Source organism: Corynebacterium oculi (assembly GCF_001412105.1).
Lineage (GTDB): Bacteria > Actinomycetota > Actinomycetes > Mycobacteriales > Mycobacteriaceae > Corynebacterium > Corynebacterium oculi.
In genome coordinates this window covers 322,213-336,438 of record NZ_LKST01000002.1, presented here as the reverse complement: position 1 = coordinate 336,438, position 14,226 = coordinate 322,213, and the positions used below count along the sequence as shown (strand labels likewise).

The following is a 14,226-nucleotide window of genomic DNA, read 5'->3' as shown; positions in this document are numbered from 1 at the left end:
TATGGATGATAATGAGACCCGCTATTTAGGCCCCACGGGTAACCGGGGCGAGCAGGGTGATCAGGGCCGCCCTACCCCGCGGCCCCGCCAGCATTTCCCGGAGCAGCAATACTCGGAGCAACGGTATTCCACCCAGCAGTATCAGAATTACGCTGATGGATACCCGCCGGAGTATGCGGAGAATCTTCAGGAGGCCGCCCCGGAGCCGGAGAAGAGTTCCAAGGGCGGCAGCGCTATGGCCATCGCCGGGGTGATCGCGGCGATCTTGATTTCCGCCGGCGTGTTCTTCTTTCTGGGGCGCGCCGCCGGAGAGGGGCAGGTGCAGCGGGAGATGGTGACGGAGACGCAGGTGTCTACCGTGACGGTCACGGAGACGGTGACGGAGGATTCTGGTTTGCGGCTGCCGGAATTGCCCAGCGAGATTCCCTCCATTCCCGAGGTGCAGATGCCGTCCTGGTTGCAGGATCTTTTGGGCGATTCAGGGCAGGGCACAGGGCAGGATGGAGAGCAAGTAAGCCCGGATCAGCAGTACCAGGAGCCGCAGCTGTGAGTGCTCCGCTTTTGGCCCGCGAGGTGGCCGCGGCGGTGGCGCCGTATCTTACGGACGTGGTGTTGTGCCCCGGTTCGCGCAATTCCGCGCTCACGTTGGCGCTCCTGGCCCGCCGCGATCTGCGGGTGCACGTGCGCATCGACGAGCGCAGCGCCGCCTTCCTCGCCCTGGGTATGGCCCGCCAGCAGCGCCGCCCGGTGGCGGTGGTGATGACCTCGGGCACGGCGGTGGCTAATTGCCTGCCCGCGGTGATCGAGGCCGCGCAGGCGCACGTGCCGTTGGTGGTGCTCAGCGCGGATCGTCCTCGGGCGTTGGTGGGCACGGGGGCGAGCCAGACGATCGATCAGGTGGGTCTCTTCGGGGCTTATGCCCCCACGGTGCAGGTGGAAAGCCTGGGAGAGGTGGGGCAGATCCGCCAGGCGCTCGCGGAGTTCCCCCAGGTGCATCTGAATGTGGCCTTTGATATACCGCTGGTGCCCGAGGCGCTTCCCGCCCGTGAGGGGGAGGCGCACCAACCTCGGCAAGCGAGTACCGGGCAGGCGGATCACGGTGAGGCGAGGGTGGATCTTGGCCGCCCCACCCTGGTGATCGCCGGTGATGAGGCCTGGGAGGTGGAGGAACTCGCAGAGGTGCCCACCATCGCGGAGCCCTCGGCCCCCACGCCGTTTCACCCGGTGCACCCGCTGGCGGCACACCTGCTCAGCGGCGCCATCGGCGGCCAGGGGGGAGAGGAAAGCATCGTCACCAAGCCCGAGCAGGTGATCGTGGTGGGGCATCCCACGCTGCACCGCCCGGTGCTGGCGCTGTTGGAGGACCCAGAGGTGGAGGTCACGGTGCTCAGCCGCACCGGCACGGTCACGGATCCGGGCCGGCACGCGCGCCGGGTGGCCAGCCGGGTAACGGTCACGGGGCAGACCCCTGGGCGCTGGTATGCGATCACCCGGGCGGCCTCGGAGATGGCGGCGCAGGCGGTGCGCGAGGCGGTGGCTTCCTCGGAATACGGGTTCACGGGCCTGCACGTGGCGGCGGCGGTGGCCGATAGCGTGGCGGTGGGTGATGCGCTCTTCCTCGCGGCGTCGAATGCCGTGCGCGATGCCTCCCTGGTGGGATTGCCCTTTAGCGGCGTGGATACGCACACCCCGAGGGGTGCGGCGGGGATTGACGGTACGGTCTCGCAGGCGGTGGGCTTGGCCTTGGCGGCGCAGGCCGCCGACCCCACCGCCGTGCGTGCGCCGCGCACGGTGGCGTTGCTGGGTGATCTGGCTTTGCTTCACGACGCCGGGGGGCTGCTCATCGGCCCGATGGAGCCGCGCCCGGAAAACCTCACGCTCGTGGTGGCCAATGATGATGGTGGCGGGATCTTCGAGACCCTGGAAATGGGTGCGCCAGCCCTGCGCGAGTCCTTTGAACGTGGCTTCGGCACCCCGCACGGGGCGCGCATGGAGGAGCTCTGCGCGGCCTACGGCGTGGATTATGCCCGCGCGGGGAGCCTTTCCGAGCTTCTTGGGGCCCTTGACGAGGCCGAGGAGGCTGGTGGGTTCCGGTTGATTGAGGCGCGGACGCGCCGCGATACCCGTCGGGATCTGCACTCGGCCCTGGAGCGAGCGCTGCGGGTGTCGCCATGAGCGCGCGGGTGGTGCACCGCACCCGGCAGGCGGTGATCGGCGTCTACGTGCTGGCGTTGTTGGGGTGCGTGGCCATGATGGTGGGGCCGTGGCTGAACGATCGCACCATCGGGCAGGATCCCGGCCGCGCCCTGGCCAAGGTCACGGGGGTGACACCCTGGCGCACCACGGTGGAATACCAGGATGAGCAGGGTATGTATCACCTTCCAGCCACGGGGGTGTTGTATCCCTCGGGCCTGGGCGAGGGGCAAAACGTGTGGGTGACCTACGCGCGCACCGATCCCGATCTGGTGAAGGTGGAGGGGCGCGAGTGGACGCTCTCGGTGGTGCCGGCGGTCTCGGTGGCGCTTACCGCCACGGCGGTGGCGGGGTTATTGTGGTGGGCGGCCGGGGCAGCGTTCCGTTCACCAAAAGTTCGCAATTCTGTTACCTGATGATTAACTTTTCGTAGCATTCGGTGGAAAAGATGGGGATTATGCGGATTGGCATCGTGTCAGAGTCGTTTCTTCCTAACATCAATGGTGTGGTCAATTCCGTGCTCCGGGTGCTGGAATACGCCAAGGCACACGGGCACGAGGCCTTTGTGATCGCGCCGGGGGCCCGGGATTTCCAGGAGGAGATCCCCGATTACCTCGGTTTTCCCATTCACCGGGTGCCCACCGTGATGGTGCCCCTGATTGATTCCCTGCCCGTGGGCGTTCCCGGCCCCTCCGTGGCGGCCACGTTGAGGGAGTATCAGCCGGACGTGGTGCACCTGGCCTCGCCCTTCGTGCTGGGGGCCGCGGGGGCCTTTGCGGCCCGTCAGCTCAGGATTCCCGCGGTGGCCGTGTATCAGACGGACGTGGCCGGGTTTTCCGGCCGCTACCACCTAGGCCCGCTCGCGGCGGCCTCCTGGGAGTGGACGCGCACCTTCCATAACGTCTGCCAGCGCACCCTGGCCCCCTCCTCGCCCACCATCGAGGAGCTGCGCTCCCACGGGGTCAAGAACGTGTACCGCTGGGGCAGGGGCGTGGATGCGCAGCGTTTCCACCCGGAGAAGCGCAGCGCCGCGCTGCGCCGCCAGTGGGATCCCACGGGGCGGAAGAAGATCGTGGGCTTTGTGGGCCGTCTCGCGGCGGAAAAGGGAGTACACCGGCTGGCCTCCCTGGCGCACCAGGAGTCGATCCAGCTGGTGATCGTGGGGGACGGCCCGGAGCGGCCCGAATTGGAGCGCAGCCTCCCGCACGCGGTGTTTACCGGGCAGCTCGGCGGAGAGGAACTGGCCCAGGCCTATGCCTCCTTGGATCTGTTCGTGCATCCCGGCGAGTTTGAGACGTTCTGCCAGGCGGTGCAGGAGGCCCAGGCCTCCGGGGTCCCCACCATTGGCCCCCGCGCCGGCGGCCCCATCGACCTCATCAGCGAGGGGCGCAACGGTGTGCTTCTCGACGTCCCCACCTTTGCCCATGAACTTCCCTCCGCCGTGCAGTGGGTGCTGGACGATTCCCGCTACGATCGGCTGCGACGCCAGGCCCGCGTGGACGTGGAGGGGCGCACCTGGGAGGCCCAGTGCGAGAAACTCATGGGCCATTATCGGGAAGCCATGGGGGAGCACCGCCGGGGTTCCCGGGGATTGGGGGCACTGTGGGGTGGCGCCCCGCTGGGTGCGCGCAGCTGGGTCTAGACTAATGCCCTGTGGCTAAGGCATCACTGGATAAAAAGCCCCTGGACGTCGCCGCGATGTTCGACGACGTGGGTAAGAATTACGACCTCACCAACACGGTCTTGTCCTTTGGACAAGACCGCCGGTGGCGGCAAAAAACCCGGCAGCGCCTTGCCCTCCGGCCTGGGGAGAAGGTGTTAGACCTCGCGGCGGGGACGGCCGTGTCCACGGTGGAGCTGGCCAAGTCCGGGGCGTGGTGCGTGGCCTGTGATTTTTCCCAGGGAATGCTGGCCGCAGGCGCACACCGCCCGGTGCCCAAGGTGGTGGGGGACGCCATGAACCTACCCTTTGCGGACAACACCTTTGACGCGGTGACCATCTCCTATGGGCTGCGCAATATCCATGACTTCCGCGCCGGGTTGCGCGAGATGGCCAGGGTAACCCGGCCCGGCGGGCGGCTTACGGTCAGTGAGTTTTCCACCCCCGTGGTGCCGGTATTTGGCACGGTGTACAAGGAATACCTCATGCGGCTTCTTCCGGCGGTGGCTCGGGTGGTGTCCTCCAACCCGGAGGCCTATGAGTACCTGGCGGACTCGATTCGCGCCTGGCCGGATCAGGAGGGCCTAGCCAGGGAGATTAACGCTAATGGCTGGCAGGAGTGCGGCTGGCAGAACCTCACGCTGGGCATCGTGGCCATGCACTCCGCCATCAAGCCCGCTTAATCCCATAGCGGGCGCCGCCGTGGCCAGCGCGAGGCACCCCACCCGGCCCCACGCCACGTGCGGGCGATGAGATCGCGATCCTCCTCGGTCACGAGGTTGCCCATCAGGCGCGCCGCGGCGGGCATGAGGCGTGCTCCCAGGGGGCCGCGCAACGCCAGCGGCCCCACGGCGGGCAGCAGGCGGGGATAGGTGAGCAGCCTGGCGGCGGCCCTGGCCAGGGCGAAGGCATCGCCATAATGGGAGCGCAGCGTCTCCGGCCAGGCGCGGCGATAGTCGGAGGCGCTGACCAGGGAGATCGCTAGTTCTGCGGTCTCTAGGGCGTAGTCAATCCCCTCGCCGTTGAGGGGATTGACGCAGGCGGCGGCGTCGCCAAGCAGCATCCAGTTGCGTCCGGCCACGGTGCTCACGGCCCCGCCCATCGGAAGCAGGGCGGAGGTGACGCGGCGAGGCTCGTCGAGTTCCCATTCCTCTCGGTGCTGCCGGGCGTAGTGCTCCAGCAGCTTCTTGGTGTTGACCTTGGCGCGCCGGGTGGTGGTGGACAGCGCGCCGCAGCCGAGGTTGACCTCCCCGTTTCCCAGGGGGAAGATCCAGCCGTAGCCGGGTTGCGCGGTGCCCTGGGCGTCGCGGAGTTCCAGGTGCGAATGAATCCAGGGTTCCCGGTGGCGCGGGGTGCGGCAGTAGGAGCGTGCCGCGATGCCGTACACCTCCTCCTGGTGCCAGGTGCGGCCTAGCTGCTTGCCAAAGGGGGAGCGCACGCCGTCCGCCACCAGCACGGAGGTGGGCCGAATCCGCTTTTCCTCCCCCTCGTGGCGTACCACCACGGCGGAGAGCCGATCCCCGGAGAACTCTGGGCGCAGGGCCTGGGCGTGCTGCCACACGGTGGCTCCGGCGCGCCGCGCGGTGTGCAGCAGCAGATGATCGAGGTCGGTTCGGGGCATGGCCGATCCCACCGAGCCGAAGGCGCTGCGCGGCCAGGGGGCGGTGACGGAGCCGCCGAAGCCGTGGAGCTTGAGGCCCCTGTTGCTGTAATGATCGAGGATGTCCGTGGCGAGCCCCAGGCGGTCGAGTTGCCGAATGGCGCGGGGGGTGAGGCCGTCGCCGCAGGTTTTATCGCGGGGGAAGGCGGCGGCGTCGATAAGCAGCACCTCGAAGCCGCGGGCGGCGGCCCAGGTGGCTGCGGCGGAACCAGCGGGGCCCGCGCCGATGATAAGGAGGTAGGGGGAAAGAGGGGAACTCACACCCCGGAGTGTATCTGTGGGGGTGATTCCGCTACGGTTGAGTCCGAGCTAACGTTACTCTCCAGGATGGGAGCCACCTGGCCCGGAGATACAAATCACCTGCGAGGACACCAAAGACATGACCAATGGGCGCGAGGCGGCAACGCCTGGGGTGGTAGCGGGATCGCTAAACCTCGGAGATGAGGCCCTTAATGAGCGCGTGGGGCGCGGGCTGAGCATGGTGGAAGAGACGCTGTATGCGCACCTGAGCCAGGGCGATGAGATCCTCCAGGACAAGGTCATGCACCTGGTGCGCGCGGGAGGTAAGCGCTTCCGCCCCATGTTTGCCCTCCTGGCCTCGGAGTACGGGGACAAACCCATGTGCGAGGACGTGGTGCGCGCCGCCGCCGTGGTGGAGATGACACACCTGGCCACGCTGTACCACGACGATGTGATGGATGAGGCCTCTCGACGCCGCGGGGTGGAATCCGCCAACGCGCGCTGGGGTAATTCCGTGGCGATCCTGGCCGGGGATCATCTGCTGGCTCAGGCCTCCGGGATCATGGCGGAGCTGGGGACGAACACGGTCAAGCACTTTGCGGAGACCTTTGGCACCCTGGTCACCGGCCAGATGAGGGAGACCGTGGGTGCGCAGGGCGGCGATCCCATCGCGCATTACACCCGGGTGATCGAGGAGAAAACCGGCGTGCTGATCGCCTCCGCAGGCTACCTTGGTGCCCTGCACGGCGGCGCGCGCGCGGAATACGTGCAGGCGCTGCGGGGGTACGGACATGCCATCGGCATGGTTTTCCAGATCGTCGATGACATCATCGACCTCTTTTCCACGCCCGAGGAATCGGGAAAGACGCGCGGTACCGACCTGCGCGAGGGGGTGTTCACGCTCCCGGTGCTCTACGCGCTCGGTGAGGAGGGCGAGGTGGGTGAGCGCCTGCGCGCGCTCCTCACCGGGCCGGTGACCTCGGAGGAGACGCTGCACGAGGCGCTGGATCTGCTGGAACGTTCCGGTGGGCGGGCTCGGGCGGCTGCCGACGCCGCCGTGTGGGCGCAGCGCGCCCGGCGTCACCTGGAGGTGCTGCCGGAGGCCCCGGCCACCCGAGCCCTGGATGCCTTGGTGCGCTACACCGCCGAGCGCCTGGGTTAACTCGGGTTCCACCGTGGCCCCGCGCTCCCTATGACCAGCCGATTTGCCTGGGTAGGGTGACGGCATAGTAAAGTATTTCCCGCACCGCATGGTGTGGTTTGCCAGGTTGCCCGAGCGGCCAAAGGGAGCGGACTGTAAATCCGCCGGCATTGCCTTCAGAAGTTCGAATCTTCTACCTGGCACCATCGAGCGCCGTCGCTCATCCCCTCGTGGGGTGGGCGGCGGCGCTTTTTGTGCGCCCCGTGGTCTCTGTGGGTTAACTCAAAGCGTGTGTCTCGGGTGAGGGGATTGGCTGGGAAAAACCATTGTGCGCTGCGGATTTGTGGTTGGTGAGGGTAGCGGGTTAATCTTTGTGAGGCTTCAACGGAGCGGGTGGGAACTTCTTGTGGGTTCCAGGCTGCAAAGATGTAGCGCGCCCCCTTAGCTCAGTCGGCAGAGCGTTTCCATGGTAAGGAAAAGGTCAACAGTTCGATTCTGTTAGGGGGCTCTGTTGTTCTTTTCGGCACCGCCTGGTGCGGAAAGTGCACGCGGCGGTGTAGCTCAGTGGTAGAGCAAGCGACTCATAATCGCTGTGTCGCGAGTTCAATTCTCGCCATCGCTACTGGAACGGAAAAGGCCGGGCCCTGCGCCTGGCTTTCGTTCTAGATCCAGGAGGCACCCGCCCCTCGCCGGGTTGGCCGCCTCTGGTAGGGTAGTTCCTGCCGCGCGAGCGGTGAGAACAAAGGGGCGTGGCGCAATTGGTAGCGCAACGGTCTCCAAAACCGTAGGTTGCAGGTTCGAGTCCTGTCGCCCCTGCCATTACTTTCCAACTCTAAGGAGTGCTGTGAGCGAGGATCGCGCAAACCAGTCGGAGGCCGCTCGGCCCACAGGTAAGCGTCAGCGCACAGGTGCAAGCACCACCACGACGTCCTCCTACGAGGCTCAAAAATCCGCACCCCAATCCACCGAGGACACCAAGCCGGGTGGCGGCCCGCTGCGTTTCCTGCCCGAGGTGGGGGCGGAGATCAAGAAGGTCATCTGGCCCACCGCCTCCCAGATGGTTACCTACACCCTCGTGGTGTTCGCCTTCCTCATCGTGCTCACCGCCCTGGTCTCCGGAGTGGACTTCCTGGTGGGCATGGGAGTTGAGAAGGTGCTGGCCCCGTAGTAGAATTCTATTCATACATTGATTTTTATTATCCCGCCGCCCGCCTGGGTGGCGGGATAATTCTTTGGCTGTGGCTGACCGTGGTGTCGCCCTTGGCCGCTCGGCCTTCTCCCACCGCTCGCGCGGGCCTGGGGTAAGGCGAGGCGGGCTAGAATAGGCACCGCGTTGTCCGCATATGGCAATCATTGGCCCTAAAGAACTAGACCCCAGGAGCACACGATGAGCGAGGATTACACCTCTCAGAACGATTCCGAATCCCCCCTATTTGCCGCGGCTCGGGAGGCGATCCAGGACTCCGTGGAAGCCGAGGGTGTGGGTAAGGCCGAGGAAAGCCCGGCCGCTGCGGCTGAGGGCAGTGCCGATAGCCAGCCCCAGGAGAGTGGGGAGGCCGGGGCTGCCGCTGGTGCCGTGGAGACCGAGGAGGACGCCTCCGACGCCGAGTACCGCCGCCGCCTGCGCGAGTTCACCCGTGACCTGAAGAAGAAGCCGGGTCAGTGGTACATCATTCAGTGCTATTCCGGGTATGAGAACAAGGTCAAGACCAACCTGGATATGCGCGCGCAGACCCTGGAGGTGGAGGATTCCATCTATGACGTGGTGGTGCCCGTGGAGCAGGCCATCGAGCTGCGTGACGGCAAGCGCAAGATGGTCAAGCGCAAGCTGCTGCCGGGCTACGTGCTGGTGCGTATGGACATCAATGACCGCGCGTGGTCCGTGGTGCGCGAAACCCCCGGCGTGACCAGCTTTGTGGGCAACGAGGGCAACGCCACCCCGGTGCGCCACCGCGACGTGGCCAAGTTCCTCATGCCGCGCGCCGCGGTGGAGGGCGAGCAGAAGTCCGCCGAGAACGAGGTGGAGCAGGTTGTGGCCATGCCGGAGGAGAAGGCCGCGCCAAAGCAGCAGATCGACTTCGAGGTGGGCGAGGCTGTGACGATCCTCACCGGAGCCCTGGCCTCCGTGTCCGCCACCATCTCCGACATTGACTATGAGACGGGCAAGTTGCAGGCCCTGGTGTCCATCTTTGGCCGCGAGACCCCGGTGGAACTCACGGCGGATCAGGTGGAAAAGATCATCTAAGACTGACGCTTGGAGGCATTTGTACCTGGGCCTATGGCCCAGGTACACTGCTTTTCCGCGTGTGTTTTACGCGCGCAGAAAACGTATTCATCCCCGGTGGCCGGGTTACGCGGAGAAACAGCATCACGCTGCGAGCGGGGCCCGGCATCCGGACGGCGGGAACGGTGCGGCCGTCGAGCGCCCCCGCCGGTACCTAGGAAAGAGAGTGTGCGATGGCAAAGAAGAAGAAGGTCACCGGCTTTATCAAGCTCCAGATCGAGGCCGGTGCCGCTAACCCGGCCCCGCCCGTGGGCCCCGCCCTGGGTGCGCACGGCGTGAACATCATGGAGTTCTGCAAGGCGTACAACGCCGCCACGGAGAGCCAGCGCGGCAACGTGATCCCCGTGGAGATCACCGTGTACGAGGATCGCAGCTTTGATTTCAAGCTCAAGACCCCTCCGGCCGCCAAGCTGCTGCTCAAGGCCGCTGGCTTGCAGAAGGGTTCCGGTGTGCCGCACACCAACAAGGTGGGTTCCGTGACGATGGCGCAGGTCAAGGAGATCGCCGAGCAGAAGAAGCCGGATCTCAACGCCCGCGATATCGACGCCGCCGCCAAGATCATCGCCGGTACCGCCCGCTCCATGGGCATCACCGTCGAGGACTAATTTTCCCCAATGTGGTAGGGCCAGCTCCGGCCCGCTGGACCACAAGATTTTTATTGAAGGATCTCTACTATGAGCAAGAAGTCTAAGGCCTTCCGCGCCGCCGCCGAGGCCGTGGATCAGAGCCACCTGTACAGCCCCCTCCAGGCCGCCAAGCTGGTCAAGGAGACCTCCTCCAAGAACTTCGACGCCACCGTGGACGTGGCCGTGCGCCTGGGCGTAGACCCGCGCAAGGCCGACCAACTGGTGCGCGGTACCGTGAGCCTGCCCAACGGCACCGGCAAGACCGTGCGCGTGGTGGTGTTCGCGGAGGGCCCCAACGCCACCGCCGCCGAGGAAGCGGGCGCGGACGTGGTGGGCACCGCAGAACTCATCGAGCGCATCCAGGGTGGTTGGACGGATTTCGACGCCGCCATCGCCACCCCGGATCAGATGGCCAAGGTGGGCCGCGTGGCCCGCGTGCTCGGCCCCCGCGGCCTCATGCCGAACCCCAAGACCGGCACCGTGACCACCGACGTGGCCAAGGCCGTCAAGGAAATCAAGGGCGGCAAGATCTCCTTCCGCGTGGACAAGGCCGCTAACCTGCACGCCGCGATCGGTAAGGCCTCCTTCACCGAGCAGCAGCTCGCGCAGAACTACGGCGCGCTTATGGAGGAGCTGAACCGCCTCAAGCCCTCCTCCGCCAAGGGCATCTACATGAAGAAGATCACCCTCTCCTCCACGATGGGCCCCGGCGTACCGGTGGATCCCTCCGTGCAGAAGAACTTTGACGCGGAATAAACCGGTCTAGGAAGCCGCTCCCCGGTAACCGGGGGGCGGCTTTTTCGTGCCCGTAGTGCCACCGGAAGCAAGAAACGAGCAAGAAAAAGTTTCCGCAGGTCAGGCGGGATAAATCGAGGAAAACAGCGCGAAAAATGGGGGGTTTGCGGGATGCGGAGCAAGAAAACCTATGCCCATGCGGGGATATAGTGCATGGCACGCGGCCCGGCGTGGGGATCGTGGGGTTTGATGAGTTCTTCCTCAATACATTCCTTGAGGAGCCGGGATACCTGCGAGGCTTGGCTATCCTTGAGCCCTAATCTGGCGCGAATAGAGGAATTATTGACCACCCTGCCCTCCAGGAACGCCAGGCAGGCGTGTTGATACACGGCTTGTTGGCGTTCCTGTTGAGATAGGAGCGCAAAGGGCCTAAAGGCGCTGAGGGAGACCGTGGTGGAACCGTTTGCCCGTACCAGGGCAGGCGGGAACTTCTCCGATTCCAGGGACTGCACTACTTTGTCCCATCCGCTGCCGCGCTGTTCGACGAACTGGGCTTGGCGCAGGGCCGTGCCGATCTTGGGATTGCGGGTGGTGGAGGGGGCGTCGATGAAGCGCTTGGGGGAGATCAAGGGAGTTCCCGGATTGGTGACCTCGACCCTATCGGCAAAGACCTCCACCATGAGGAACTTTCCGGTTTGGTCTAAATCCTGATGCATGAGCGCATTGGCGTAGACCTCGCGGAAGGCGATGGTGGGGAGGGTGGGAACCTGCACTATTCGGCCAGTTGTGGGATCGAAGGATTCGCCTCCTGGTCGGATTGTCTCAAAAAGGGTCATGACCTTTCCGAAGCTGGAGGCAAAGCCCTCATCGAACTCCCATTGTCGCTTGGAGGAGATGCGGGTGCTGGCTTCAAAGTGGAGAACACGGGGAATGAACTGTTCCAGGCGGGGAAAGCGCGATAGCTTGGTGGCATACATGAGCGCGGCCCAGGTGGGAATGGACCAGCCATCTTCATGGGTATAGCTCACCGCTCCGGCGCTGCGCATGATGTCGGGTAAATCGGCATCGCTGGTGTGGGGAAGCTCGGGCCGATTATGGAAGAACGCTTCTGCGCTGAGAAAATCGAGAATGTCCGATTTTGCGAGGTTGGTGAGGGCAGGGGCGTCCTCGATGGAAAACTGATTGAGTTGGCGCCATAGTTCTTGCTCGGCTTCGGGGAATTTAAGAAGATCCTTTGTATGGCTTCCTACTCGGAACCAGCGTTTTCCTTCGTAGGAGTAGGGGGCACGTGTGGGGGCTTCAACGCGGAGGAGGACGATGGGTTTGCCCTCCACCGTGATGGTCGAGAACTCCAAACTGGGAGTGGGGGAAATGACTCGGGTGAGCCAGGGTTCTAGATCCTCGTTGCCCTTACCCTTGGCGGTTTGCCAGTTGAAGGTAGTCCCCACGGGTTCGCGGGAGTCGCTGATTCCCCATAGAAGGTAGCCAGCGGGTTCTCCGTGGAGGCGGGCGGAGTTACCTAGGGCGGAGACATATTTAGCGATGTCGGGACCTGTGTGGAGGCTATTGACCTTAAACTCCAACCACGGCTGTTCGGCGGGGAGTTCCAAAAACCGTTGCACACGCCGGAGCAATGCGGTATCGGAATGAGGTTCCGGTTGAGCCATAGCCATGTCCTTCCTTCGGTGAGTACCTCAGCCAAGTATAGGTACGCGGCCACCGGAAGCAAGAAACGAGCAAGAAAAAGTTTCCGCAGTTCAAGGGGATAAAACGTGGTGAAATGGGGCGGAGAATGGGGGATTTGCGGGATGTGGAGCAAGAAAACTCCACGCCTTGCTCAGGATCGACGTCGTTTCCACTGCGGCAGCGCGCCGTACCCGGGGAGCACCGTGCCGCGCACGATCGGGTTGGTGGTGCGGTATTCCCCGGTGACGTCTAATTCCTCCAGGATGAAGTCGATGACGCGGGGGGAGTACAAGATGGCGAGGTGATCGCTGAAATCACGCACCGCGCCTTCTTGAACGAGCACGTTGCGCACGGTGGAGCCGGGGCCTTCCTCAAGGAACTGGTTGCGCCAGGGGGTGACGATCTCGTCGAAGCGGGTGCAGAGCGTGGTGTAGCTGATCCCCGGCATGGTGTCTCCCATGCGGTTGATGTGGCTCATGGCCTCGGAGCCTACGAGCTGATCCAAGGCGGCGTCGCCAAGCGTTTTCTGGATGACCATGCGCAGGTTGGGCCAGCGCTTTTCTACCTTCATGCCAAGGGAACCGAGGCCGGAGAGGGTGGTGCCGTGGTGGCTCGGGGTGATGGCGATGACCTTGCGCACGCGGTTCAAAGTGGGGTCTTGGGGGTTGGCGCCACCGGAATCGGAGAGATAGAGGCGGGCCTGGCTCATGCCCTGGGAGTGGGCTAGGAGGTCTACCTGGGGCGCGCCGGTGTGTTCGAGAACCCGGTTGATGAAGGCCGCCACCTCGGGCTGGGCCTCTCGGATTCCTTGGGTGCCGTAGATGGCCCGGGGGCGTCCGGTGAGGCAGGAGGTATCGCGCCCGTAGTTGAAGGAAAATACCCGGTGGCCTGCGGCGGCGAGTTCCGGGGCGATCCTTGACCACGTGTTATAGCTATTGAGCCAGGTGCCGTGAACTAGTACTACGGGTACCTGGTCCTCATGGAGGGGCGTTTCCCAGTCGTTGATGCCCTGGGGCATCCATTCGGGGTGGGCGAGGGAGCGGAGAAAGGCTGCGAGGAAGTTCTTGGAGGCGCGGACGTTCTCCTGGGAGGAGACACGAAGTTTTGTGGGCATGGAGAACACCATACAAAGGATCGTGTGCTTTTGTTAGCCTTTGGGTGGAAAAATAGGAATTTTGCATTCTCTGGTGCTTGGGGTATGGTAGCGCTCGAAGTTTGAATGGTCGCGTGATCGCGCGCCTAGCTCAAGTTTCACCTAAGACCGTCGGTTATCCGCTGCTCGCGGATCGAAGGTTCCCGGCTTGCCGGGGCAACCCACGCAGGAGACACTTTCGAGCCATCGCCTTTCTATCGAAGGGTCCGGCCCCTGTGCGTCCTGCACGGGGGCTTTTCTTGAGGGAAAGTCTCCGGGCGGAAAACACGACACGTTTAAGAGGAAGGAGGCGAAGTACATGGCTAACCCGAAGAACGAGGCGGATCTCAAGGAACTGAAGAATCGCTTTGCCGAGGCGGACAGCGTGGTGCTCACCGAGTACCGCGGCCTGACCGTGGCGCAGACCACCGAGCTGCGCACGGCCCTGGGTGATGATGTCCAGTACTCCGTCGCCAAGAACACCCTTCTGAAGCTGGCCGCCAAGGACAGCGGCATCGAGGGTCTCGACGATTACCTCACCGGCCCCACCGCCATCGCCTTCATCAAGGGCGAGGCCGTGGACGCCGCCAAGGCGATGAAGAAGTTTGCCGAGGATAACAAGGCATTCATCGTCAAGGGTGGCTACATGGACGGTGCTGCTCTGACCCCGGAGCAGGTTCAGGCCATTGCGGATCTGGACAACCGCGAGACCACGCTCGCCAAGCTGGCCGGCGCCATGAAGGGGAACTTGGCCAAGGCCGCAGGCCTGTTCAACGCCCCCGCTTCTCAGGTGGCACGCCTTGCCAGCGCGCTGCAAGAGAAGAAGGAAGCCTAAAGCACCGCGCTTTGCCGCGCACCATCAACCCATA

General features: G+C 64.5%; 14 protein-coding genes and 4 tRNA genes. 15 read left to right on the top strand and 3 right to left on the bottom strand.

Features of this window, described 5'->3' with window-relative positions; translation table 11 throughout:
* Position 1: 1 nt before the first annotated feature.
* The 5 genes from Cocul_RS05580 to Cocul_RS05560 are packed head-to-tail and all read left to right on the top strand — an operon-like array spanning position 2 to position 4,536.
* Positions 2-550 carry a hypothetical protein gene (locus Cocul_RS05580; RefSeq protein WP_055122299.1) on the top strand — a complete coding sequence of 183 codons (549 nt, stop codon included), beginning with the start codon at positions 2-4 and terminating at the stop codon, positions 548-550.
* Positions 547-2,175 (top strand): 2-succinyl-5-enolpyruvyl-6-hydroxy-3-cyclohexene-1-carboxylic-acid synthase, encoded by a 1,629-nt coding sequence (gene menD, locus Cocul_RS05575; RefSeq protein WP_055122298.1) that lies wholly within the window; start codon positions 547-549, stop codon positions 2,173-2,175. The genes Cocul_RS05580 and menD overlap by 4 nt, the downstream gene beginning before the upstream one ends.
* Positions 2,172-2,609 (top strand): DUF3592 domain-containing protein, encoded by a 438-nt coding sequence (locus Cocul_RS05570; RefSeq protein WP_055122297.1) that lies wholly within the window; start codon positions 2,172-2,174, stop codon positions 2,607-2,609. Before menD ends, Cocul_RS05570 begins: the two co-directional genes overlap by 4 nt.
* A 41-nt stretch (positions 2,610-2,650) precedes the next feature.
* Entirely contained in the window at positions 2,651-3,835 is a 1,185-nt protein-coding gene (locus tag Cocul_RS05565) for a glycosyltransferase family 4 protein (protein WP_055122296.1), read from the top strand.
* An 11-nt stretch (positions 3,836-3,846) separates the two neighbouring features.
* The gene (locus Cocul_RS05560; RefSeq protein WP_055122295.1) at positions 3,847-4,536 is read left to right on the top strand and encodes a demethylmenaquinone methyltransferase; all 690 of its coding nucleotides are present in this window, start codon (positions 3,847-3,849) and stop codon (positions 4,534-4,536) included.
* On the opposite strand, the gene Cocul_RS05555 is transcribed toward Cocul_RS05560, so the two are convergent.
* A complete protein-coding gene (locus Cocul_RS05555; protein ID WP_082422188.1) occupies positions 4,533-5,774 on the bottom strand; it encodes a geranylgeranyl reductase family protein in 1,242 nt (413 codons plus the stop codon). The two genes, Cocul_RS05560 and Cocul_RS05555, sit on opposite strands and share 4 nt — an antisense overlap.
* Before the next feature lie 118 nt (positions 5,775-5,892).
* Between Cocul_RS05555 and Cocul_RS05550 the strand changes: the two genes are divergently transcribed.
* The 9 genes from Cocul_RS05550 (at position 5,893) to rplA (ending at position 10,560) form a co-directional block, all read left to right on the top strand.
* Positions 5,893-6,915 (top strand): polyprenyl synthetase family protein, encoded by a 1,023-nt coding sequence (locus tag Cocul_RS05550; RefSeq protein ID WP_055122293.1) that lies wholly within the window; start codon positions 5,893-5,895, stop codon positions 6,913-6,915.
* Between the two features lie 100 nt (positions 6,916-7,015).
* Positions 7,016-7,100: transfer RNA gene (locus tag Cocul_RS05545), tRNA-Tyr, on the top strand.
* Positions 7,101-7,329: 229 nt separating this feature from the next.
* Positions 7,330-7,402: transfer RNA gene (locus Cocul_RS05540), tRNA-Thr, on the top strand.
* Positions 7,403-7,444: 42 nt separating this feature from the next.
* Positions 7,445-7,516, top strand: a tRNA-Met gene (locus Cocul_RS05535).
* Between the two features lie 121 nt (positions 7,517-7,637).
* A tRNA-Trp gene (locus Cocul_RS05530) sits at positions 7,638-7,713 on the top strand.
* A gap of 25 nt (positions 7,714-7,738) precedes the next feature.
* Positions 7,739-8,062: a preprotein translocase subunit SecE gene (gene secE, locus Cocul_RS05525; protein ID WP_055122292.1), complete on the top strand. Its 324-nt coding sequence runs from the start codon at positions 7,739-7,741 to the stop codon at positions 8,060-8,062.
* Positions 8,063-8,281: 219 nt separating this feature from the next.
* Positions 8,282-9,139, top strand: a complete 858-nt coding sequence (gene nusG, locus Cocul_RS05520) for a transcription termination/antitermination protein NusG (RefSeq protein WP_055122291.1) — start codon at positions 8,282-8,284, stop codon at positions 9,137-9,139.
* Between the two features lie 212 nt (positions 9,140-9,351).
* Complete coding sequence (gene rplK, locus Cocul_RS05515) at positions 9,352-9,783, top strand: 50S ribosomal protein L11 (protein ID WP_018119277.1); 432 nt, start codon at positions 9,352-9,354, stop codon at positions 9,781-9,783.
* A gap of 69 nt (positions 9,784-9,852) precedes the next feature.
* A complete protein-coding gene (gene rplA, locus Cocul_RS05510; RefSeq protein ID WP_055122290.1) occupies positions 9,853-10,560 on the top strand; it encodes a 50S ribosomal protein L1 in 708 nt (235 codons plus the stop codon).
* A 167-nt stretch (positions 10,561-10,727) separates the two neighbouring features.
* Here the strand turns inward: rplA and Cocul_RS05505 are convergent, their stop codons facing one another.
* Together Cocul_RS05505 and Cocul_RS05500 are read right to left on the bottom strand one after the other, a co-directional pair.
* On the bottom strand, positions 10,728-12,212 hold the full coding sequence (locus tag Cocul_RS05505) for an ATP-binding protein (RefSeq protein ID WP_082422187.1): 1,485 nt from the start codon (positions 12,210-12,212) through the stop codon (positions 10,728-10,730).
* Positions 12,213-12,376: 164 nt separating this feature from the next.
* The gene (locus Cocul_RS05500) at positions 12,377-13,339 is read right to left on the bottom strand and encodes an esterase/lipase family protein (protein WP_055122649.1); all 963 of its coding nucleotides are present in this window, start codon (positions 13,337-13,339) and stop codon (positions 12,377-12,379) included.
* A gap of 337 nt (positions 13,340-13,676) precedes the next feature.
* On the opposite strand from Cocul_RS05500, the gene rplJ reads away from it, so the two are divergent.
* Positions 13,677-14,192, top strand: a complete 516-nt coding sequence (gene rplJ, locus Cocul_RS05495; RefSeq protein WP_055122288.1) for a 50S ribosomal protein L10 — start codon at positions 13,677-13,679, stop codon at positions 14,190-14,192.
* Positions 14,193-14,226 lie beyond the last annotated feature (34 nt).